The sequence below is a fragment of the Adhaeribacter sp. genome, assembly GCF_057359045.1.
The window spans coordinates 37,469-60,101 of the sequence record NZ_JBMQUD010000128.1; the positions used below are offsets into that span (position 1 = coordinate 37,469).

At 42.0% G+C, this 22,633-nt stretch carries 17 protein-coding genes; 9 read left to right on the forward strand and 8 right to left on the reverse strand.

What is annotated here, in order from left to right:
- Positions 1-187: 187 nt before the first annotated feature.
- The 4 genes from ACO1R6_RS20265 to ACO1R6_RS20280 all read right to left on the reverse strand — a co-directional run bounded on the left by ACO1R6_RS20265 (position 188) and on the right by ACO1R6_RS20280 (position 5,041).
- Positions 188-1,027, reverse strand: coding sequence for a glycerophosphodiester phosphodiesterase family protein (locus ACO1R6_RS20265; protein WP_486266929.1), 840 nt, complete (start codon positions 1,025-1,027; stop codon positions 188-190).
- Positions 1,028-1,123: 96 nt separating this feature from the next.
- Complete coding sequence (locus ACO1R6_RS20270; protein ID WP_486266930.1) at positions 1,124-1,855, reverse strand: MIP/aquaporin family protein; 732 nt, start codon at positions 1,853-1,855, stop codon at positions 1,124-1,126.
- 5 nt (positions 1,856-1,860) lie between these two features.
- The gene (glpK, locus tag ACO1R6_RS20275) at positions 1,861-3,387 is read right to left on the reverse strand and encodes a glycerol kinase GlpK (RefSeq protein WP_486266931.1); all 1,527 of its coding nucleotides are present in this window, start codon (positions 3,385-3,387) and stop codon (positions 1,861-1,863) included.
- A 25-nt stretch (positions 3,388-3,412) separates the two neighbouring features.
- Entirely contained in the window at positions 3,413-5,041 is a 1,629-nt protein-coding gene (locus ACO1R6_RS20280) for a glycerol-3-phosphate dehydrogenase/oxidase (protein ID WP_486266932.1), read from the reverse strand.
- A 245-nt stretch (positions 5,042-5,286) separates the two neighbouring features.
- Here ACO1R6_RS20280 and ACO1R6_RS20285 point away from each other — a divergent pair, with 245 nt between their 5' ends.
- Positions 5,287-6,051 carry a DeoR/GlpR family DNA-binding transcription regulator gene (locus ACO1R6_RS20285; protein ID WP_486266933.1) on the forward strand — a complete coding sequence of 255 codons (765 nt, stop codon included), beginning with the start codon at positions 5,287-5,289 and terminating at the stop codon, positions 6,049-6,051.
- A gap of 852 nt (positions 6,052-6,903) precedes the next feature.
- Here the strand turns inward: ACO1R6_RS20285 and ACO1R6_RS20290 are convergent.
- Both ACO1R6_RS20290 and ACO1R6_RS20295 read right to left on the reverse strand, forming a co-directional pair.
- Positions 6,904-7,176 carry a GNAT family N-acetyltransferase gene (locus tag ACO1R6_RS20290; RefSeq protein WP_486266934.1) on the reverse strand — a complete coding sequence of 91 codons (273 nt, stop codon included), beginning with the start codon at positions 7,174-7,176 and terminating at the stop codon, positions 6,904-6,906.
- Positions 7,177-7,365: 189 nt separating this feature from the next.
- A complete protein-coding gene (locus ACO1R6_RS20295) occupies positions 7,366-7,611 on the reverse strand; it encodes a hypothetical protein (protein ID WP_486266935.1) in 246 nt (81 codons plus the stop codon).
- A gap of 1,347 nt (positions 7,612-8,958) precedes the next feature.
- On the opposite strand from ACO1R6_RS20295, the gene ACO1R6_RS20300 reads away from it, so the two are divergent.
- The 7 genes from ACO1R6_RS20300 (at position 8,959) to ACO1R6_RS20330 (ending at position 19,120) form a co-directional block, all read left to right on the forward strand.
- Positions 8,959-9,471 carry a hypothetical protein gene (locus tag ACO1R6_RS20300; protein ID WP_486266936.1) on the forward strand — a complete coding sequence of 171 codons (513 nt, stop codon included), beginning with the start codon at positions 8,959-8,961 and terminating at the stop codon, positions 9,469-9,471.
- A 1,104-nt stretch (positions 9,472-10,575) separates the two neighbouring features.
- Positions 10,576-11,916 carry a sugar MFS transporter gene (locus ACO1R6_RS20305; RefSeq protein ID WP_486266937.1) on the forward strand — a complete coding sequence of 447 codons (1,341 nt, stop codon included), beginning with the start codon at positions 10,576-10,578 and terminating at the stop codon, positions 11,914-11,916.
- 256 nt (positions 11,917-12,172) lie between these two features.
- Entirely contained in the window at positions 12,173-13,237 is a 1,065-nt protein-coding gene (locus tag ACO1R6_RS20310) for a LacI family DNA-binding transcriptional regulator (RefSeq protein ID WP_486266938.1), read from the forward strand.
- A gap of 803 nt (positions 13,238-14,040) precedes the next feature.
- Complete coding sequence (locus tag ACO1R6_RS20315) at positions 14,041-15,417, forward strand: neutral/alkaline non-lysosomal ceramidase N-terminal domain-containing protein (RefSeq protein WP_486266939.1); 1,377 nt, start codon at positions 14,041-14,043, stop codon at positions 15,415-15,417.
- Between the two features lie 275 nt (positions 15,418-15,692).
- Positions 15,693-15,854, forward strand: a complete 162-nt coding sequence (locus ACO1R6_RS20320) for a hypothetical protein (RefSeq protein ID WP_486266940.1) — start codon at positions 15,693-15,695, stop codon at positions 15,852-15,854.
- Positions 15,855-16,035: 181 nt separating this feature from the next.
- On the forward strand, positions 16,036-17,682 hold the full coding sequence (locus ACO1R6_RS20325) for a beta-N-acetylhexosaminidase (protein ID WP_486266941.1): 1,647 nt from the start codon (positions 16,036-16,038) through the stop codon (positions 17,680-17,682).
- A gap of 295 nt (positions 17,683-17,977) precedes the next feature.
- Positions 17,978-19,120: a PQQ-dependent sugar dehydrogenase gene (locus ACO1R6_RS20330; protein WP_486266942.1), complete on the forward strand. Its 1,143-nt coding sequence runs from the start codon at positions 17,978-17,980 to the stop codon at positions 19,118-19,120.
- Positions 19,121-19,282: 162 nt separating this feature from the next.
- On the opposite strand, the gene ACO1R6_RS20335 is transcribed toward ACO1R6_RS20330, so the two are convergent.
- On the reverse strand, positions 19,283-20,218 hold the full coding sequence (locus tag ACO1R6_RS20335; RefSeq protein WP_486266943.1) for an SMP-30/gluconolactonase/LRE family protein: 936 nt from the start codon (positions 20,216-20,218) through the stop codon (positions 19,283-19,285).
- A 289-nt stretch (positions 20,219-20,507) separates the two neighbouring features.
- Here ACO1R6_RS20335 and ACO1R6_RS20340 point away from each other — a divergent pair, with 289 nt between their 5' ends.
- A complete protein-coding gene (locus ACO1R6_RS20340) occupies positions 20,508-21,731 on the forward strand; it encodes an MFS transporter (RefSeq protein WP_486266944.1) in 1,224 nt (407 codons plus the stop codon).
- A gap of 154 nt (positions 21,732-21,885) precedes the next feature.
- On the opposite strand, the gene ACO1R6_RS20345 is transcribed toward ACO1R6_RS20340, so the two are convergent.
- On the reverse strand, positions 21,886-22,602 hold the full coding sequence (locus tag ACO1R6_RS20345) for a DUF92 domain-containing protein (RefSeq protein WP_486266945.1): 717 nt from the start codon (positions 22,600-22,602) through the stop codon (positions 21,886-21,888).
- Positions 22,603-22,633: the final 31 nt, after the last annotated feature.

A 22,633-nucleotide genomic window follows, 5' to 3' on the forward strand; every position in this document is an offset into this window, starting at 1 on the left:
TACGCCCAGGTAAGAGCGTATTACAGATTTAACATAATCATAATATTGTCTCTATGATATCTTAGAGATGCTCCTTTTTATCGAGGAAAAAGGCCGGTGGAGGTAGAAAATGATTTCTTGGTAAAATAATATTGTACACTAAAGCTGTCGCAAAAGCCTGCGTTTGCGACAGCTTTATTTTTGTTTACTAGTTTAGATCTTTGAAAAGGTTTGGATAATCGGTAATAATGCCATCTACGCCTAATTGTTTAATGCTTTGCATTTCGGGCAGGGTATTAACAGTCCAGGGCACAAACTTCATCCCGGCAGCATGGCATTGCTGTACCATTTCGGCGGTGGCTAATTGGTAATACGGACTGTAAATCTGGGGGGTAAACCCCATTTTTTGTAGGTTCTCGGCTACAGTAGCCTGCTTGTTGTCGGTCAAAAATCCAATTACCACCTCCGGGTAGTTGGCGTGTACTTGCTGTAATAACCTAATATCAAAAGATTGAATGTAAAAACGATGGGTAGGCAGCTTTTTCTGTTTTATAACATCCATTACTAATTTAACATACTGAGCGGGTGCCGGCTGGTATACACCGTCTTGCTGCGGGTTAGATTTTAATTCGATGTTGTAGATAATGGGGGCTACTTTTTTAGCCGCCAGGTATTGTTCTACCGAATCGATTAATTCGCCTAATAAAGGCATGTGCACCTTTATTTTTTGCTGATCAGGAAAGGCTGGGTAATATTTAGAACCAACGTCGTACTTCCGGATTTCTGCGTAGGGCATTTGGTACAGCAACATTTTACGTCCTTCTTCAACCGGAATTTCCTGGCCTTCCGGCGAAAGCATATAAAGCCCGCTAATGGAAGAATCATGTGCAATAACTGCCTGATTATCTTTACTGATTTGGATATCAACCTCCAGTACGTTGGCTCCCACATCAATGGCTTTGCGCATCGACGGGATCGTATTTTCAGGCATTAAACCCCGGGTACCCCGGTGGCCTTCTTGCAGGAAAGCCGGAAATTTTTTTTCCACCACTTTAACCGGCGATTTGGTTTTACAACTGGTAAAAAATAGAAAGGATAAACTTAGAGCTAACGGTAATAATCTGAACACCTTCATTTAAATAAATTAAGCACTTAAAAGTAAATACAAAAGCGCGGCTACTGCGGCTCCCAGAATTGGACCAAGAATGGGTACCCAGGCGTACTGCCAGTCGCTGGCACATTTGTTTTTAATCGGCAATATCGCATGAACTAAACGCGGACCAAAATCGCGGGCCGGATTGATAGCGTAACCCGTAGTGCCACCCAACGACAGACCAATAGCCCAAACAATAAAGGTTACTGGCAAAGCGCCCAGCGAACCCATACCAATAGGCGTTTTCTGGTCGCCCATTTGGGGATCTGTAAAGTAGAATATCGTGAAAATAAGCACAAAGGTACCTACCAGCTCGCTAAATAAGTTGGCAAAGGGGTGCCGGATGGCCGGACCCGTGCAAAAAACGGCTAACTGCAAAGACGAATCTTCGGTAGAATCGAAGTGGGGTTTATAAAGTAACCAAACGATAAAGGCACCGGCCATGCCACCGGCTATCTGGGCCGCGATAAATATACCAACCTGATCCCAGGCAAACTTACCAGCAATGGCCAGACCCAAGGTAACCGCCGGGTTTAGGTGGGCTCCGCTATAAGGAGCGGCAATAACCACCCCGGCAAAAACCGAAAGTGCCCAACCCGTAGTAATAACCATCCAGCCGGCGTTATTGCCTTTGGTTCCTTTGAGTAAAACATTGGCTACCACACCATTGCCCAGCAATATCAAAATTAAAGTACCAATAAATTCGGCGGTAATTGCTGACATATTTCTTAGCTGATGGTGGTTGAGGTTTCTAATTCGGGTTCACCTTTTTGCGCCCAGGCACGAGCGGCTTTAACGGCTCGCTCCCAGCCGGCAATAAAGGATTCTTTCGGGAAATTCTTGGCCGGATTATAATGTTGGTTTATTTGCCATTGTTTCTGAATTTCGTCGGTATCGCGCCAGAAACCGGTTGCCAGGCCTGCCAGGTAAGCGGCACCAATAGCGGTTACTTCGGTAATTTCGGGTTTTACAACCCGCGCTTCTAAAATATCGGCCTGAAACTGCATTAATAGATTATTGGCGGTGGCCCCGCCATCTACCCGCAGCTCTTCAATTTGTACGCCGGCATCGGCTTCCATGGCTTTTAATACTTCCATGGTCTGGTAAGCAATGCTTTCCAGGGCAGCCCGGGCTATATGGGCGGCTGTGCTGCCACGGGTTAATCCTACCATTGTGCCGCGGGCGTGCTGGTCCCAATGGGGGGCACCTAAACCGGCAAAAGCCGGCACCATGTAAACACCTTCGCTGTTTTTTACTTTTTTAGCCAAGGTTTCTACATCGGCGGCGGTCTGAATAATACCCAATCCATCGCGTAACCATTGCACCACCGCACCAGCAATAAATATACTGCCTTCTAAAGCGTATTGTACCTGGCCATTAATTTTCCAGGCTACCGTAGTTACTAATTTATGAGTCGATACAATAGGTTTGTCGCCAATGTTCATCAGCATAAAGCAACCGGTACCGTAAGTGTTTTTAACCATACCGGGTTTGGTGCACATTTGACCAAATAAAGCGGCTTGCTGGTCGCCGGCAATACCGGCAATCGGAATCCGGACCGAGAAAAGATTGGCTGAGGTTTCGCCTACTATCTCGCTCGACGATTTTACTTCGGGCAACATACTGGCCGGTACGCCAAATAAATTTAGTAATTCTTCGTCCCAGGTAAGGGTATGCAGGTTTAGCAACAGGGTGCGGGAAGCGTTTGTAACATCAGTTACGTGCACCTGGCCGTCGGTCATTTTCCAGATCAGCCAGGAATCGATGGTGCCAAAAGCCAAATGGCCAGCTTCGGCTTTTTCGCGGGCTCCCGGAATATTTTGTAAAATCCAACTGATTTTAGTAGCCGAAAAATAGGCATCGAGTACCAAACCGGTTTTTTCCTGTATAAGCGGGGCGTAGCCTTCTGCCCGTAGCCGGTCGCAGTGCTCGGCAGTGCGGCGGTCTTGCCAAACAATGGCATTGCAAATGGCCTCGCCGGTACGCCGGTCCCAAACTACGGTGGTTTCGCGTTGGTTGGTTATGCCAATGGCTTGTATATCGGTGGCTTGTAAACCCGCTTTTAAGATAGCTTCGGCGGCTACGCCCACCTGCGTCGACCAGATTTCATTGGCATTGTGTTCAACCAAGCCCGGCTGGGGGTAAATTTGAGTAAATTCTTTCTGTGCAATCGATACCAACGCGCCTTTCCGGTCGAACACAATGGCCCGGGAACTGGTGGTGCCTTGGTCGAATGAGAGAATATATTTTGCCATTTTTCCTGATTTTAGGTTTTCTTAATTATGTGGTGCTAACGGGTGTTAATATTTTTGTAGGTTCAAGTAAATAATTATTAGCCAAAGTTAAGAAATCAGCCAATTGTTTTTGTATCCATTCTTGGTTTTGGTTTAATTCTGCGGCCATAATAGCGGCAACCTGCGGGGCCATTTTCTGGGCAACCCGGGCATTTAAAAACAAAATACGCATGCGGCGGGCCAAAACATCTTCCACGGTCCGGGCCATTTCGTTGCGTACCGCCCAAATAACTTCGGCTTGTACGTTCGGGAAGTCGGGGTGCAACTTTTGCCCCAAAGATGGTTTCGCCTGAATCAAAGCATTAATACTATCGGCATCGGTACCGTAAATATTTAAATGATTGCCGGTAGGCGTTTTTTGGGTAAAGCCATGTATTTTTAATTGAGCTGTATTGCAGGCAGTAGCGGGTAAGTTGCCTACCGCAATGGCCTGATCAACGGTGTCTTCGGCCATTTTCCGGTAAGTAGTCCATTTACCACCGGTTATGGTTATTAACCCCGAGTTAGCAACGATTAATTTATGGCTCCGGGAAATTTCTTTGGTGCTGCCGGTATTTTTGGTAGGGGCAGCTAACGGCCGTAGACCGGCAAAAACACTCAGTACATCGGTCCGGTTGGGCTTACGCACCAAATATTTACCGGCAGTATCTAATATAAAATCTATTTCCTGGGCCAAAGCGGTTGGCTCCAGGCTGTGTTTGTCTAAAGGCGTATCGGTGGTACCTACTAATAAATGATCGTGCCAGGGCACCGCAAATAATACCCGGCCATCGGGCGTTTTCGGAATCATTAAGGCATCGGAACCTGGCAGAAAAGATTTATCCAGCACTACGTGTACTCCCTGGCTGGGCCGCACCAAGGGCGGTTGGGCCGGGGCATTTAGTTCCAGAATTTCGTTTACAAAAACGCCCGTTGCATTTACCACCACTTTGGCGGGCAGTTCGTAAGTTTCGCCGGTTTCCAGGTCCCGGGCCTTTACGCCCGCTATTTTGCCATTCTGGTCTTTTAATAAACCATTTACCTGGGCGTAATTTAAAACTACGCCACCTTGTTCGGCACAGGTTTGGGCCAGGTTTATCGCCAAACGCGCATCATCAAACTGACCATCGTAGTACCGAACGCCCCCTTTTAAACTTTGCGGTTGAATGTTAGGTAATAACTTACGGACGGTTTTGCCCGAGAGTAAATTGGTTTTATTCAGCCGGTAGCGGCCCGCCATTAAATCGTAAACGGTTAAGCCTACGCCGTACAGCATTTCGTTCCACCAGGTATAATTAGGAATCACAAACGACTGAATACGTACCAGGTGCGGAGCGTTTTGGATTAAAAGGCCGCGCTCATAAAGCGCTTCGTAAACCAGTTTAATATCGCCCTGGGCCAGGTAACGTACGCCCCCGTGTACCAGTTTGGTGCTTCTGCTGGAGGTACCTTTGGCAAAATCGGATTGTTCTAAAAGTAAGGTGCGGAAGCCGCGGGCGGCCGCATCCAGTGCTACGCCTAAACCAGTTGCGCCACCGCCAATTACAATAATGTCCCAAACCCGGCCATTATTTTTAATCTCCTGCAAAAAATGAGCGCGGTTAAATAACAATGGATTGGGATTAGTATTTATCACGGAAAAATTACTTTAAAAATTGGGGTTTCTTTTTATTTCGTTTTAAATTAAATGAAATTAATTGTAAAGGCAAAACGAAATACATAAAAAGAAATAAAATTATTGCTTTCCTGAAAAACAATTGGGTTAGGGGAGATAAATTTAACTGATTGGGTGCTTAGCCCTGTGGAATCTTGGGAAATGTTTGTAGTATTGGTTGTTTTTAGCCTAAGCCCATTTCAGAAGCTTTAAAATACCGAAATTCTATGCTTACCATTACCAAAAGACATCAATATATTATTAATAAATTGCAGCAGGAGGGGCAGGTAAATGTTTTAAACCTATGCGATGAGCTTAGTGTTTCGTCGGTAACTATAAGAAAGGATCTGAAACTGCTCGAAGACAAAGGGCTGTTATTCCGGACCCACGGCGGTGCCACCCAAAACAACCCGTATACCGTCGACCGCTCGGTAAACGAAAAAGAAGGCATTCAGGCCAACGAAAAAACGCGCATTGGGGCAGCGGCGGCCAAATTGGTAGCACCCAACGATTCGATTGTAATTGCGTCGGGAACCACGGTGCTGGCCTTGGCTAAAAATATTAAACCCAAAGAAAATTTAACGGTAATAACCTCGGCTTTGCAGGTAGCTTTAGAATTAATCCGGCAACCCGAAATCGAGGTGTTACAATTGGGAGGATTGTTAAGGAAAAGTTCGTCTTCGGTTACCGGCCCTTACGCTGAAGGTATTCTGGCCGATTTTTCGTGCAGTAAATTATTTCTGGGTGTAGATGGCATTGACCTGGAGTTTGGGTTAACCACCACCAATGTAATGGAAGCCCACCTAAACCGGCAAATGATAAGTATTGCCCAAAAAACCATTGTGCTGGCCGATTCGACTAAGTTTGGTAAACGGGGTTTTGGCCGGATTTGCGGTTTCGAAGATATAGACCAAATAATAACCGATAAAGGTATTTCGGAGCACACCATTAAAACTTTAGAAGGGATGGGTGTAAAGGTAACTTTAGTTTAGTTGGTGTTGTTTAAATTAATCGGGAAAGAGGTTATATATTTTTAAAGACTAAATAATAAATACTATTATTAAAGCATTTTTAGCCAGCCACCAGTATAACCAGGTTAGTCTATTTTTCTGATAAAGTTAAAAGTATAGATTAAGCTTATAAGAGCAATGCTTGCTTAATTATTAGCTTTAGAACCACAGTGCCTGGTTATATTATGCCTGATCTATCGATACGAGTTATTCCACTAATTTCAGAGAAATCTTAATAGTAACCGGTTAGCTACATTTTAGCCAACATCTAGAATTTAATCAAGCCTCTAATCTATCAAACTTTAATACTGGTATAGATAAATATTAATGCTTATTTGTCGGGAATACTATTGTATTTTCATTTATTAATGTTATTTCAATCGGTTAATACTCATTAAACTAAGGTTTCGCAACAACAATTAGATAAGTTTAAATCCATTTACCACCGTCATTCCCAAAGTATCTTATTTGCCTTTAGCCGATAAGATTCTTTTGGAATGACGGAAGTGGAAAGATGAACCCTAAAGATGAATACTTAATGTGCTATCTGTGTAACAAAAGTTGCAATTATAGTATACTATAGCCGTAAATTAAATGTGTAGCACGTATCAAATATTTAGCTCTGTTTATTTATTCAAGATTAAACTTTTGATTAGTGGTGCTAAATTCTATTATTTAACAAAATACAATAAAAGCAACAAACAGATCAGTATCTAAATTTACTGTAGCTTAAAACAAAGGCTTGATACAGGCTAAATGACTTAAAAGTCCGGATATTGAATTCTGTAGCGCGTTGCGTATTATTGCTTTTTGCAGCAGGTAATTTATCGGATATCAGGTTAATAGCGATTGGTATTCGGGATGGCGTTTTACGAATGCTTCAACTACCGGACATGACGGAATCACTTTTAAATTGCGGGAGCGGGCAAACTCTAATCCAGTTTGCACTAATTTATCGGCTAAACCTTGGTTACGGGCACTTGCCGGCACAAAAGTATAATCAAAATCCAGAACTGTTTCCTCGGGGTAAGTATAGGTAAGCTCTGCTTCCTCGTCGGCTATTTTAGCGTAAAAACGAAAATCTTTTTCGTCGTGAATAATTTCCATAAGCTTTAGGTTAAATTATTCTGGATTTACGAAATGGCTGCCTGGAGGTTAAAACCTAATAGAAGATTAGCTGGTAAAAAACAACGCGCATTAATATGTAAAGGTTTGCCCCTCATGAAACGGCAACACATAAAAAAAGTACATCCAGTGTTTTGGATGTACTTCTGCTAAAAGAATAAATTAAATTAATTAACCATTTGCGGCAGCATCGCCGTTGTTAGCTTTGTTTTTTCTGCCTCTGTAACCGCCCCGCTTTTTTACTTGCAGTTTACCTTCTCTGGCTTGTGAAATAAGCGACTCTAACTCTTCTAAACCTTTCTTTTGTTGCGAAACATAGCGCTCAATGCTAGATGCCAATGCAGCTAAATGCTCTTTGTTTTTTTGTGCTTCTTGTAAGGTTTGTACAATTTCATCAAAATTCGGGTCTTTTGCCATGATTGTTTTAGGTTATATGTTTGTAATTAGAAATGTAAGATTATCAAATTTTATTTAAATAAATAAAATCTTTTACAAGTTTTTATTTACTCTTTTTTAACAACATAATATAAATTCATTATTTTAATAAATGAAAGGCACCAGAACACTAAATTACTTAACAAACAATCAAGGTTTTAGTTTTAATATATTAGCCCTATTTCTCCAAATAAATATTAACAATAAGCAGGATAATATGTTCTTAATTATGGAAGGGGTAAATAGTTTTAAATAAAGTATAACCTGCTGATTAAATCTAAAGTTAATCCAATATCCGGGAATCAAAATTTTTGTGTACTGGCAAGTGCAATTCATTTTTATCTATTAGCCCATATTTAAATAAATTAGTGGCAATAAGCCCAATTTATAAAAGTTTAGCCGGTAAAATGGTGTGCAGTTTTTTATTTTTGACCCTGAATTGTTTTTATTAAAATAGTTTACAAACGAAAGGCGTTGCTTAATATATGTAACTGAGATACTACGCAATTAAATATTAATTTACGTGCCATTGTAAAATGCACTTAATAAATAAAGTAGGAGCGCTGACTGTCAATTAAAAGTGACAAATTATATTTTGCTACTTTAATAGTGGAGTAATGAAGTAGCCCTAACAGATAACTACCACCAAGAGTAGCTGATTATTTTAAGTTACGTTTGACATTAGGGGTAGGCCTAACCCTTTTCTGGCTGATAGTATACCCGAGTAAATATGGCCTTATTATAGAAATTGTAAGGCTGTATTTTAGGTAGCGATTTGCGGTTTGAAGAAAAGTTTAAGAAATTATTTGCCAGAATTTTTAAATATATAAAAAACTATATATATTAGCACCCTGAGAGGACGAAAGGCAACAGAAATGTTGGTATGCCAAAGCTAAATGGGATAATGTCACACACAAACAATAAAACGTGCGAAAGGCGGTTGGTATGAAAAAGCCAATGTGTAAACGCTGAAGTAGCAAATAGGCTTTGAGGGTTACAACTCACGCCGGCAACAAATTCGGAAACTCAGGTAAAAACCAGCTCCACGGCTGGTTTTTTCTTTTTTGCTACTTTTTATTTCCAACTCCTATATTATTATATACTATTCTCTCCTGGGTAAAAAAATCTATTTTTTAGTTTTAATGTTTTCCCCAATACGCTCTTGCCGGTATTTACCGATACAAAACAGCTATTGGTCGATACTTGCGGTAATTTGGCTCGTTTGGTTAACGCTGGTTGGTTTTCTGGCATTTGGTTTGAATTAAAGGAATCAACCAGGTTAGTTAACCTGACAGAAAATAGAACTTATAACCTTTAAATTTTAAGAAAATGAAAAAGTACCTAGCCATGATTGCTTTAAGTGTAGCTGTAGCCGGAACCGTTAATGCCCAAAATACTGCGCCAAGAGAAAGAAATAATACTTACCGCAACCCTTCTGAACAAAATCGCTCCGATAAAAATACCCGGGGTGAATTTAAGCGCAATAAAGACCGTAAGATGGCCGTAAGCCCGGAGCAGCGTGCTACCCAACGTACCGAAATGCTGGCCCAAAAATTAGACCTTAGCAGCAAACAGAAAAAGCAGTTACAGGCATTAAACCTGAAACAAGCTCAGCAAATGACTGCCTACCGGAATCAGAACCAAAAACCCGGAAATTCTTATCAAAAGCAGGATCGCCAAAAAATGCACGCCAGCTACGAAAAAGAACTAAAAGGCATCTTAAGTAAAAAACAATACGCCAAATACGAAGAGGATCGTCAGCAAATGCAAGCCCAAAGAAATAACCGCGGTGGCAGAGATGTTGAAAATAATGCCCGATTCAGAAGAAATTATAATGGTTAATGCCCACAGATTCTAAGAAAAAGCAAGCCCTACCGGTTTGCTTTTTTTATGCCCTAAACTAAAGGTAGTTGGGCCAACTCCTTAACGAATGGTTTATTTATTAATGCATAAACAACTTTGTTAAATAAATTTAAAAGCCAGTAATCGGGTACACAGAAAATAAACAATTGTTTTGTAACTAACCCAATCTATCAGTAATCTGATTATTAAATTATTTATTACTTAGCACTACTGGTTACACACTATTATAATTATAAAAGGCAAATAAGCAGGTTGCTAATATTTATTAATATTACCGCCTAAAGCCGAAAGTAGTAAAAAATTAGCCTGGCTACTTCTTTGTATAAATTATGCTGGAAGTAAATTCCAGGTCTACAATGCGTGCTCTGGGTTTATTATAAGGAATAATATACTTATAATATTATCCAGAATAATATGGGTTAAGGGTCTGTAAAAGAGTAGGTGGCTGAGTGAAAAAAAAATATTTTTTAATAAATACGGTTTTTAGTATAGATGTTATAAAACTTTTTACTATTTTCGGGTACGTACACGGTAAAAACAAAGGAGTCTTAAATTGTTCTGGTAGTTCAGAAAACAGCAGGGCGGTTAAGCAAAATATAGGTTAATTAGGTACCAGCAGGTTACAAATTAAGTTTAGACTTATATTGTAACTAATCTGAAGTTCTGAGAAAGAGGTGCTACAATTGGTTTAGAGCTATTTACCTGATATTGGTTTTACTTAGTCCGGAATATATTTACCTGGCTACTTTATTTTATAAAAAGGGTTTTTCGGGCTTTATCCGGTAAAATCTTTTTTATAGTCCGGCACAGCAGCCTGTATTTCCCCCGATACGGCTGTGTATTAAAGTTGAAAATTTATTTGCTACCTGCATGGATTATTGCCTTGGGTAGTCTTAAAATACAGATGCTAAACCTGTAAAACCCGGCAGCGGGTACTTAACAGATAAGGCTGGTTTAATTTTAATCTTATTTATCTGATAATAAAAAAGTGCCCAGGCAAAAAGCTATTTATCCAACATTAAATAACTAAACTCAATTTAATATTTCTAAACCCTTTAGTTCCGAAGACAAAAAAATAGTTGTATGAGTAAAACATTAGTAGCACCTAAATCGGCCGCCAAAGTGGAGGTTAGTTCTCTGAGTAAAAGAGATACCATTATCTCCATTTTAATAATTGGGGTACTTTTTTTCATGTTTGGTTTTGTATCCTGGGTAAACGCAATTTTAATCCCTTATTTTAAAATAGCCTGCGAACTCACCAATTTTCAGTCTTACCTGGTTACGTTTGCTTTTTACATTTCTTATTTTGTTATGTCGGTGCCTTCTTCTTTTTTATTAAAAAAAGTAGGGTTTAAAAAAGGAATGATGTTTGGCTTCTGGGCCATGGCCATTGGTGCCTTTATCTTTGTGCCGGCGGCTCTTACCCGTACTTACGGCATATTTTTAATGGGGCTGTTTACCATTGGGGCTGGCTTAGCGGTGTTACAAACCGCCTCTAACCCTTATATTACAGTTCTGGGGCCCAAAGAAAGAGCTGCCCAGCGCATTAGTATTATGGGTATCTGCAACAAATTTGCGGGTATTGTGGCACCCCTTATTTTTGCGGCCGTAATTTTAAAAGCCACCGATACTGATTTATTTGCCCAATTGGGTTCCATGACCGAAACGCAAAAGGATGCGGCATTAGATGAATTAATCCGTCGGGTAATAATGCCTTACACATTTATGGGCTTTTTCCTGATTTGCTTGGGCTTAATGGTGCGCTTCTCGCCGTTACCTGAAATTAATACCGAAGAAGAAACCCCGGAAGTAGCCAATGCCAACTCTACCAAAACCAGTATTTTCCAGTTCCCGCACCTGATTTTAGGCGCATTTGCCATTTTTCTGCACGTGGGTACCCAGGTTATTGCCATCGATACCATTATCGGCTACGCCGGTTCTATGAATATTTCCTTAATGGAAGCCAAAACCTTCCCGTCGTATACTTTATTCATGACCATTTGCGGCTACATTACGGGTATTATTTGTATTCCGCGGTTTATTAGCCAGGTAAATGCCCTTCGTATTTGTACCTTGTTGGGCTGTGTTTTCACGCTCTTAATTATTTTTACAAGCGGAGAGGTAACTTTGCTGGGCCATACCGCCGATATTTCTATTTGGTTTGTGGTATTACTGGGTTTACCCAACTCTTTGGTTTGGGCCGGTATTTGGCCATTGGCACTCGATGGTTTGGGTCGTTATACCAAATTAGGCGCTTCTATCATGATTATGGGGCTTTGTGGTAACGCTATTTTGCCGCTATTCTACGGCCATTATGCCGATTTATTTGATGTGCGGCAGGCTTACTGGGTACTGTTCCCGTGCTATTTGTACCTGGTATTTTATGCGGTTTACGGTCACCGTATCCGGCGCTGGTCGCGGTAATTTTCTTTTAAACCAACTTTCCGGGCTGTTTTATTTTTAGGCTAAGCACCTGTAGTAAGAATTTTCTGTACTACAAAATCTGGTTAAAGTATTTATTTATAATAGTTTACAAATAAATACGCACCAGTAGCTAAAGTCAAAAATAAAACAGCCCGGCTGTTTTATATCAAAAATTTTCCTGAATCGTTTTAAACCTGTTTTTATTTGTATATTATAGTAAGGCAAAATAAGTTAATCTAAACGCCAGAAAAGACCTATGAAGAAGAAAAGTGACGAATTGGTAGGGGTGAAGGAAATAGCCAAATTGGCCAACGTGTCGTTGGCAACGGTAGACCGGGTACTGCACAACCGAACCGGAGTTTCGGAAAGTACCCGTAACAAGATTAACGCAATTATTAAAAATTTAAATTACCAACCTAATATTCTGGCGCGCCGGCTGGCTTCAGGCAAAGTTTACAAATTTGCGGCTTTAATTCCGGAAGTATCTACCGAAACAGCTTACTGGCAAGCGCCCTTAACCGGCATTAGCCGGGCCGAAGCGGAACTAAACCAATACGGCATAAACGTAGAGAAATATTTTTTCGACCAGAACGACAAAAAATCTTTTATTAAACAAACCAAACTCATTCTGGAAAACAAAGTAGATGGTTTGGTACTGGCTCCTTCTTTTATTCAGGAAGCGGTGCAGTTTACCGATGCCTGTAAAAAGCAAAAGATTCCTTACGTATTTATCAATTCCGATATTCCGTCGCAGGATAGTTTGTGCTACGTAGGGCCGGAGTTATTTAAAAGCGGGTACTTGGCGGCTAGCCTAACCGACTATGCTTACCTGAAAACGGGCAAAACCCTGCTGGTAAATATTGCTAAGAAAATAAATAAACAACATTACCTCTTAAGAAAAGAAGAAGGTTTCCGGCAATTTTTTAAAGATAAAAACAAATCAACCGAGATCCTGAAGGTTGATATTCACCAGACTGACTACGAAGCGGTTGAGAAAAGCCTGTTAGAAGTTTTTAAGAACAACCCGGATATTGCCTCGGTTTTTGTAACCAATTCCAGGGTTTTTTTGGTGGCTAATTTCCTTAAAAAGAACCAGAAAGAGAATGTTTTGCTCATTGGCTACGATTTTGTAAAAGAGAATATACAATGCCTGCAAGACGAAATGTTAAATTTTTTGATTTGTCAGAAATCAGAGGAGCAGGGTTACCGTGGGGTAATGGCTTTGTACCACAACTTAATTTTAAAAATTAAGACCGATAATATGTACTACATGCCCATTGATATTTTAACCCGCGAGAACTACGAGTTTTACCGCAATTAACATAAAAACAAACCGGTCATATTTCTTAAATGTTGCCGAGGTATTTTATAAATAATTGGGTTGTTTTTTAGCCAGTTTACAGGTAGCTTTTAATAAATATTTAGAATATTCCTCTGTTTTTGATACCTTTTGTTAAAAGCAAAAGAATTTTTTTAAAGTAGGCTTGTTTAATTGATGCTTCAGGCTTATTTTTAATTAAATATCATAAATAATGCCTGAACATGTTTAAATTTTAAAAATAAGTAATAAAGCACTAGCTTCCCTTCATAACCGGCGTTTTTAAGAATTTAATTGGTTATGTGCTAGTTATATTCTTTCAGAATGACCTTTTTAAACTTGTTTTATGAATTTTAAACACGCTTTTAAATTATAACCGGTAGTTTTGGCTTGTCAAAACTATTTTTTTGAATATGTTCGGGTACGTGCCCGAAAACATATACATAGCTGTATGTAAAATTTTACTTTTGTTTACTCAGGTGTGTACCCGTAAAATTTGGATATAGTTGGCAACGGCACATAACCAGAATTTTAGGTTACTATAAAAACTGATTATTAGGTAAAGGTAAGGTACTATTAACCAGAATAAAGGCTACGTGGGCGCCGAGAACAATGTGCCGCCACTCCAGACCATAGAATAAATAGTAGATTAAGCTGAGTTTTAGCGGCTGAGGGGTTACATAGCCGGGCTTTAGGGGAGCCAGGTAAGTAGCTCAGCAGCCGCTACATTGCCTTTAAATCAACTACTTAATTTTATCTTAAGCCAACGAGGCCAGAATATATTTACTCTTAAATAATAAGCAGAAATGAAAAAAATACTGTTGCTCTTATTCTTCTTTTTTATTCAAACCACCACGTTAATTTTCGCGCAAAAAACAAATCAGACCAGCGCCGGCTGGAAAGCCGGGGTGGCGCGGGTAAATATTACTCCCGATCAACCCATGTGGCTGGCCGGTTATGGCGGCCGTACGCATCCTTCCGAAGGTACCCTGCATCCTATTTGGGCCAAAGCTTTGGTTATGGAAGATGCCGCAGGTAAAAGAGCTGTACTGGTAACCACCGACTTGCTGGGCTTACCCAAAGTTGTTTCAGATAATATCCGGGAGCGGCTAAAAACCAAGTATAATTTATCTAAAGCGCAAATATTACTCAATAGCTCCCATACCCACTCGGCCCCGGTGCTGGAAAATGCTTTGTCGGATGTTTACCCCATGGATGCGGCCGAGAAAAAAAAGGTAGAGCAATATTCGCGCAAGTTCGAAACCCAGATTGTTAATTTAGTGGGTACGGCGCTGGGTTCGCTGCAACCGGTGCAACTGTTTGCCCAGAATGGTGTTACCCGCTTTCAGGTAAACCGCCGCAACAACAAAGAAGCAACTTTAACCCAACAAACCGAACTAAAAGGCCCCAACGATTTTGCCGTGCCGGTAATTAAAGTGGTAAACAAAGCCGGTAAACTAATGGCCATTGCTTTTGGGTATGCCTGTCATCCTACCGTGCTCGATGGTTACAAATGGTCGGGCGATTACGTAGGGTTTGCCCAATTGGAGCTGGAAAAAGCCCATCCGGGCGTAACGGCCATGTTTTTCCAGGGGGCTGGTGCCGACCAAAACCCATTACCCCGGCGTTCCGTGGCTCTGGCCCAACAGCACGGCAGAACGCTGGCTGTAGCCGTAGAGCGGGTGTTAGAAGAAGAAATGCGACCATTGGCGCCGGAAATTACTACCGCTTACTCCGAAATACAACTGCCCCTGAATCCGGCACCTACGCAGCCCGAACTAACGAAATTAGTGCAGGAATATACCGGTTACCAAAAACGCTGGGCCGAGCGCATGCTGGACAAAGCCAAACACGGCGAAAGTTTTATGACGGCTTACCCGTATCCGTTACAAGTCTGGAAACTAGGCGACCAGCCGCTGTTTAGTTTAGGTGGGGAATTGGTAATTGAATATGCTATTGAACTGAAAAAATTATTTGGCCCGCAAATTTTTGTGCTGGGCTATTCTAACGATGTGATGTCGTATATTCCATCGGCTACGGTTTGGCAGGAGGGGGGCTACGAAGGAGAATCGGCCCAGATTGTTTACGGTTTACCCAGTAAATGGGGCCCTAATATTCAGACTTTAATTCTTGAAGAAATGAAACGCTTAGCCCAGCAAGCGAATGTCTCGCCTAAACCCTGATAAAAACAGGCGGCTGTATACACCTCTAAATTTCTTTTTTGCCTGGCTGCCGTAATAGGCCAGGATTTTTTGAATTCAGGCCGGATAAATACCTGATACTGCCGGTTAAATTAATGGCAACTACTTCCTAAACACGAGTTGGGGCACTCACAGGTTCCGCAATCTACGGTAATATTAGGCTACCGCATCTTGTTTGTTGCCAATTTACGGTCAGGCAAAAAGGAAAAAGCCAGAAATATTATTTAATAACAGAAGTACCGCTAAACTGGGTTAAAGTGGTAAGCTACACCAGTGGCAGCCCGGAATTCCGGCATAAGGTGGCGGGCACCAAACTTAAAACCCAGGTTTATTACGGCGAAGTTGCCGCCGGCCATATATTATTAGCGGACCGCCACGATAAAGTATATTTTAAAAATATTAAAATAAGGCGGCTGTAAAGGATAATATTTATTTGCTGTTTTTATTAACTAATACTTTAGGAATAACTATGCTTTGAGTTTTTTATCTATATTAGCCGAAAATAATAATTGAGATCATCGAGCACATTCGTAATGATGGCCAATTATTACAAATATTTTGCGCCAACTAATTATCCATTATTAAATCAAATTTTATACCATGGTCAAAGCCTTCCACCACAAGTTGCTGCTTTTAATAATTGCGCTGCTGTGTAGCAGTAATTACCTGTCGGCTCAGGACAACAGCACCCGTTACCCCATTATTCCTAGACCCAATAACCTGGTTCCGCAGAAAGGTGATTTTAACCTCGATGCCAATACAGTAATTGTGGTAAATGGCTCCGATGCTAATTTAAAAACGGCCACCGACTTTTTGGTTAACCTGGTTAAAAATGCCAGCGGCATAAACTTAAAGTACGGCACTGCCAAAAAGAGCAATAGCATTACCTTTAGTTTAAACAAAAGCATTACCCACGACGAAGGCTACAAACTGGCCGTAACGCCCCAGAATATTACTGTTACTGCCCGCACCCCCAAAGGTGCTTTTCTGGCTATTCAGTCGTTGCGGCAGTTAATGCCCGCCGAAATAGAAAGTAAAAATAGCGGCGTTAAAAGTTTTAAAGTGCCGGCCGTTCAAATAGAAGATGCCCCGCGCTTTGGCTACCGTGGCGTTATGCTGGATGTAGGACGTTATTATTTTCCGGTCGATTTCTTAAGAAAATATATTGATCTGCTGGCCCTTTACAAAATAAATACGTTTCACCTGCACTTAACCGAAGATGCCGGCTGGCGCATGGAAATAAAAAAATATCCTAAGCTGCAGTCGGTTGCTGCCTGGCGCGACAGCACCGTAGTGGGCCACGTGCGCGATAAACCCCGCAAATACGATGGCAAACGCCACGGCGGTTACTACACCCAGCAAGAACTAAAAGACTTGGTAAAATACGCCCAGAACCGTTTTATTACCATTATTCCCGAAATAGAAATGCCGGGCCATTCGCTGGCTGCCCTGGCCGCTTACCCCGAATTAAGCTGCAAGCCCGATTCTACGTATAAAGTTTTAACCGCCTGGGGTATTCAGAAAGACATTTTCTGCCCGAACGAAAAAACTTTTACCTTTTTGCAGGATGTTTTAACCGAAGTAATGGATGTTTTCCCAAGTAAATACATCCATATTGGAGGCGACGAAGCACCCAAAGATCGGTGGAAAAAATCGGCGGTAGCCCAGGACCTGATTAAAAAGCACGATTTAAAAGACGAGCACGGTTTACAAAGCTATTTTATTCAGCGCATCGAAAAGTATGTAAATTCTAAAGGCCGGACTATAATTGGTTGGGACGAAATATTAGAAGGCGGCCTGGCACCCAATGCAGTTGTAATGAGCTGGCGCGGCGAAGAAGGCGGTATTGCGGCGGCCAAACAAAAGCACGACGTTATTATGTCGCCGAATCAATTTATGTACCTTGATTATTACCAGACCAAACAAGGCCGCGAGGTTGAGCCCGTTGCCATTGGCGGCTTTTTACCTTTAGAAAAAGTTTACGGTTATAACCCTATACCAGCCAGTTTAACCCCCGACGAAGCGAAGCATATTTTGGGTCCGCAGGCCAATGTTTGGTCAGAGTATGTGTCTACCGGCGACCATGCCGAACACATGACTTTCCCAAGGGCTTGTGCCATGGCCGAGGTAGGCTGGACCGCGCTGGACAAAAAAGATTACCAGGATTTTTTAGCCCGGTTAAATGGAAATATTCGTCACCTGGAAAAAATGAACGTGAAATTTTCGCAATATTTTAAAAAGGAATAACCGCAAGCGGGTTAAATGAATATTTGATGTCACAGAAACAGGAAGAAATATTTACCTAAAGGTACTTTCTGGTTATCACTTTTCTTCTAAAAGGATCTTATCTGCCGGTAGCAGATAAGATCCTTTTAAAATAATGAAATAGAGTAGTTTCTCTTGTATTAATTATTATTAGCGTAGTATCAATAAATTTTTTAAAATAACGGAAGGGAAAAGGTAATATTTTTTTATTTGGCATGCTTTTTTTAATGCTGCTGCCGTATGTGTAGTTTAGCAAAAAAATAAATTAAGTACCCAAATGAATAAAAAAATAATCTTTTCCCTTTCTTTTCTGGCCGCTGCCTTTACGGTTTTACCCGGAAAAGCTTTTACCCCTCCCCACCAAACGGTAATTACACAGCCCGTAGCCGATTCGTCGGCGTATACCGTAGAAAAACTTTACGAAGGTTTTAAGAATCCCTGGGGCATGGCCTGGCTACCCGATGGCCGCATGCTGGTTACTGAAAAGGCCGGCGAAATATTGGTTTTTAAAGCTGGTAAATTTACCGGTGAGAAGCTAAGTGGCGTACCTAAAGTTTTTGCCCAAGGACAGGGTGGTTTGCTGGATATAAAGCTGCACCCCAACTACGCTAAAAACAAATGGATTTATATTTCTTACTCCAAACCCGTTGAAGGAGGAGCTACCACGGCCATTATGCGGTTTAAACTGAAAGGCAACGAGCTGGTAGAGAAACAAGAACTATTTGAAGCCAAACCTTACCTGCCCGCTAATTTTCACTTTGGCAGCCGCATTGTTTTCGATAAAGACAACTACATGTTTTTCAGTTCCGGCGAAAGAGGCACCCAGCCCAAAGTACAGGAATTAAACAACGACCACGGCAAAATTCACCGGTTACACGACGACGGCCGGGTGCCCAAAGACAATCCTTACGTGGGGCAGCAAGGTGCCAATCCTTCTATCTGGACGTACGGCCACCGCAATCCGCAGGGCATGGTATACGACGCGACCACTAACCGCTTATGGGCGGTAGAACACGGGCCTAAAGGCGGCGACGAGCTCAACCTGATCCAAAAAGGCAAAAATTACGGTTGGCCCAAAACTTCGTACGGCATAAACTACAATGGCACCATCCTGACGGAATATAAAGAAATGGAAGGGGTAGAAAACCCGGTACGTTATTGGGTTCCCAGTATTGCACCTTGCGGCATGACCATTGTTACAAGCAACCGTTACCCCAACTGGAAAGGTAACTTATTAGTAGGTGCTTTATCGTTCCGGCATATTGCCCGGGTACAGTTAAATGGCACCCAATACAAAACCGAAGAAAAACTGGCCCAGGATATTGGCCGGGTAAGATGCGTAGCCGAAGGTCCGGATGGATATATTTATGCGATTACCGAAGGCCCCGGTTTACTTATAAAATTACTGCCCAAGAAGTAATAGCAGTAATATTGGTTAAGGCCGCAATCAAATCCTTACCTGGTTACTTGACGATGAAAACCGCTGTAAAAGCTATTAGCAAAACGCTTAATAGTTAAAATCTAATGAAAACAAAAAAGGAAGCCGCAGCTTCCTTTTTTGTTTAGGGCAATCCGCAATTTTTTACGGTATGGCAACCCGGGTTACCGTAAAAGGCAAAGTGGGCGTTGGTGGGTTACGGCGGTTAAGCTGGCCATTTACCACCAAAAAATAATCGCCGGCTTTATCTAGCGTGGTGTTAAATAATAAATTGTTGCCAAAACCGGCTCCAACGGTGCCTTGGGAATAATCGGTGTTGAGCGTTACCGGAAAAATCTGGTTGGTTGCATTACGCGATACATACAAGGTTTGGCCCATTAAATACAGCCCGTCGCCGGCATTAACCGGGGTGTTTAGGGTAATTTCGGTAATGGCTTTGTTGCTTTTCTCGATGCGGTATAATTTGCCCGAAGAAGAAACTACCATTATTAAATATTTATTGTCGGGGGTATTAACAATACCGTTGGCATTGGTGCCGCTCACGTAAGGAATCTGAGCATTGGTAAACGTAAGCCATTCTTCTAAATCGCCGGGCTGGTTGGCCGTTACGCTGGTGCGGTAAATTTTTTGAATTTGTGAATCGGTGAAATAAATGTGGGTATTGTCGTAAATACAATCGTTAATAAAACCCGAGCCAAATAACGACTTGGTGTCCCAGCTTTTGAGTTGCATACCGTTTAAATCTAAAACCTGGATGGTATTGCTGGCGCCACCGCATACCCACAACCGGTCTTGCCGGTCTATTTTTAAGCCGGTGGCGGCGGCCCGGTTCTGCTGACTGCCCGTGGCAAACAAAACTGCATTGCCGTCTTCTACCTTTACCCGTAAAATATCGCCGTTGCTTACGCTTCCTGTAAAGAAAGTGCCCGATTTAGCATGGTAAGCAATACCTTCCGGGAAAAAAGTATTACCCGGTAAAGTGTAACTTTCCTGCGCAATGGTAAAGTTGTCATCGTCTTTATCTGAGCAAGCAAAAGCAGCGCCCAGCAAGAAACTAGTTAGTAGTATTTTCTTTAGCATAGTTGTAAGAGGTTAAGAACTTAGGTAAATCAACGCGTTGGTAAAATAAATGGTTGAATTTTAGTTGGTTAAAAATAGAGATAGTGGCAGGCGCTTTGCCGACGTGAGCTATACTACTAGCCTTACCAGCAGCCCCAAAACGTGTTTTTAATAAGAATTTAATACCCGCAAAGCCACTTAAACACTTGTTAATAGAAGTATAAATTAGGAACCCGCCCAGATAGGTTTTAACTTTGCCATTCTGCCCGGTATACTTAACAGGAGCGGATATTTATTAATATTTTTTGCTATGAACAATTCGCTTACGCCGGAGCAAACCATAACCCGCCAGGTAGCCCAGCAAGCTGTTTTTCCAATTCTGTTTGCCATCAGTTTCTCGCATTTACTCAACGACACCTTGCAGTCGCTGATTCCTTCTATTTACCCCCTGATAAAAGATGGCTTTAAACTAGATTTTACCCAGATTGGTTTAATAACCTTAACCTACCAGCTTACCGCTTCTATATTGCAACCTTTTGTGGGTTTTTACACCGATAAAAAGCCGCAACCTTACGCGCTGGTGTTGGGCATGAGCTTTACCTTAATTGGTTTATTGCTGCTGGCCAATGCGCATAATTTTTCGTTTTTACTTTTTTCAGTGGGTTTGGTAGGTATAGGGTCAGCGGTATTTCACCCGGAGGCCTCGCGTATGGCGCACCTCGCATCGGGTGGCCGGCGGGGCATGGCGCAATCTTTGTTTCAGTTAGGCGGCAATGCCGGTAGCTCGTTGGGGCCCATACTGGCCGCTTTAATTATTGTACCGTATGGACAAGGCAATTTAGGATGGTTTTCGTTGGTAGCTTTAGTGGCCATTTTGGTTTTATGGTGGGTAGGTAACTGGCAAAAAAATCATACGGCCAATATCCAGAAGAAAGTAACGGTGGCGTTACCCGAAATGCACCCCGGCTTATCGCGGCAAAAGGTAATATTTTCGTTGGTAATCCTGCTAATTTTAATATTCTCGAAACACGTGTACCTGGCCAGCATGACCAGCTATTTTACGTTTTACCTGATCGAGAAATTTGGGGTATCGGTGCAAAGCTCCCAATTGTACTTATTTGTATTTTTATTTTCGGTAGCTGCCGGCACTTTTATTGGTGGGCCTATCGGCGATAAGTTTGGGCGGAAATACGTAATTTGGGGCTCTATTTTGGGCGTAGCGCCATTTACGTTGTTGTTGCCTTTTGCTAATTTATTCTGGACCGGGGTAATTATTGTTTTTATTGGGGTAATCTTGTCGTCGGCTTTTTCGGCAATTCTGGTTTACGCCCAGGAACTGGTACCGGGTAAAATTGGCCTGATTGCCGGATTGTTTTTTGGCTTTGCTTTTGGTATTGCCGGCATTGGCTCGGCAGTTTTGGGCAAACTGGCTGACCAAACCAGTATTGAATATGTGTTCCGGGTATGTGCTTTTCTGCCCCTGATAGGCTTACTTACCGGTTTTTTACCTAACCTGGAAAAGCCAAAATCCTAATAATACCACCTGCTATTGAGTTGCTGCTATAATAAGTTCCAAAAATCAATATTAGCAGTATAAACCCGGCAAGATTTAAAACCTGCCGGGTTTGAGCCAGCATAAAGGTTAGGCCTTACGAGTTGTGTAAAATAATTACCTGCAGATAGCCATTTTAGTAGAAACTAATATAGCAAAGGCCTGCGGCTATGGCGCCTACCAACGTGTTTAGAAAATTAACGGCATTATTCGATAGATAATTTTGTCGTTCTAAAGTTGCGCCTAGAACCGAATCGGTTAGGTTGCCCAGTGTGCCACCCATAAGGATGTACACCAGGTTTTCGTTCCAGCCAAAACCCAGGCTATACACAATGGCCATGAGTAAACTGCCCAATGCACCCAAAGCCGTTCCTTCCAGGCTAACAACGCCATTCAGGCCGCGGGTGTCGGGTTTTAGAGTAAGGATATTGTAAAAGCGCTTGCCGTATACATTGCCTAACTCCGACGAAACGGTATCGGCCGTAGCCGAGGCAAAAGACGCCGCTAACATTACCGTAAATAATTCGGAGTGGCTACCAGCTAACCACGCTAATAAACCCAAAATACCCGCAACGCCCGCATTGGCAAATGCCTGACCAGCCGTTCGGCGTCCTTTGTTTTCTTCGGCCAGGCCCAGGTTTGCTTTATATTGTAGCTGCCAGCCAGTAACCCCACTACCAATTATAAAAAACAAGGCCAGCATGGTTAGGCCGGTAAAACCTGCTCCTAAGAATATGGCCAGCCCCAGCAAACCACCAGTTAAGGCCCCGGTTTCGGTGAGTTTACCCGCTTTTACGCTAAAGTACATGCCGCTTCCTAAAATCAGCAGGGTTACACAAAATTGTAAAAGCATACTTAAAATCGCTTATAGCTAAATTATCTAA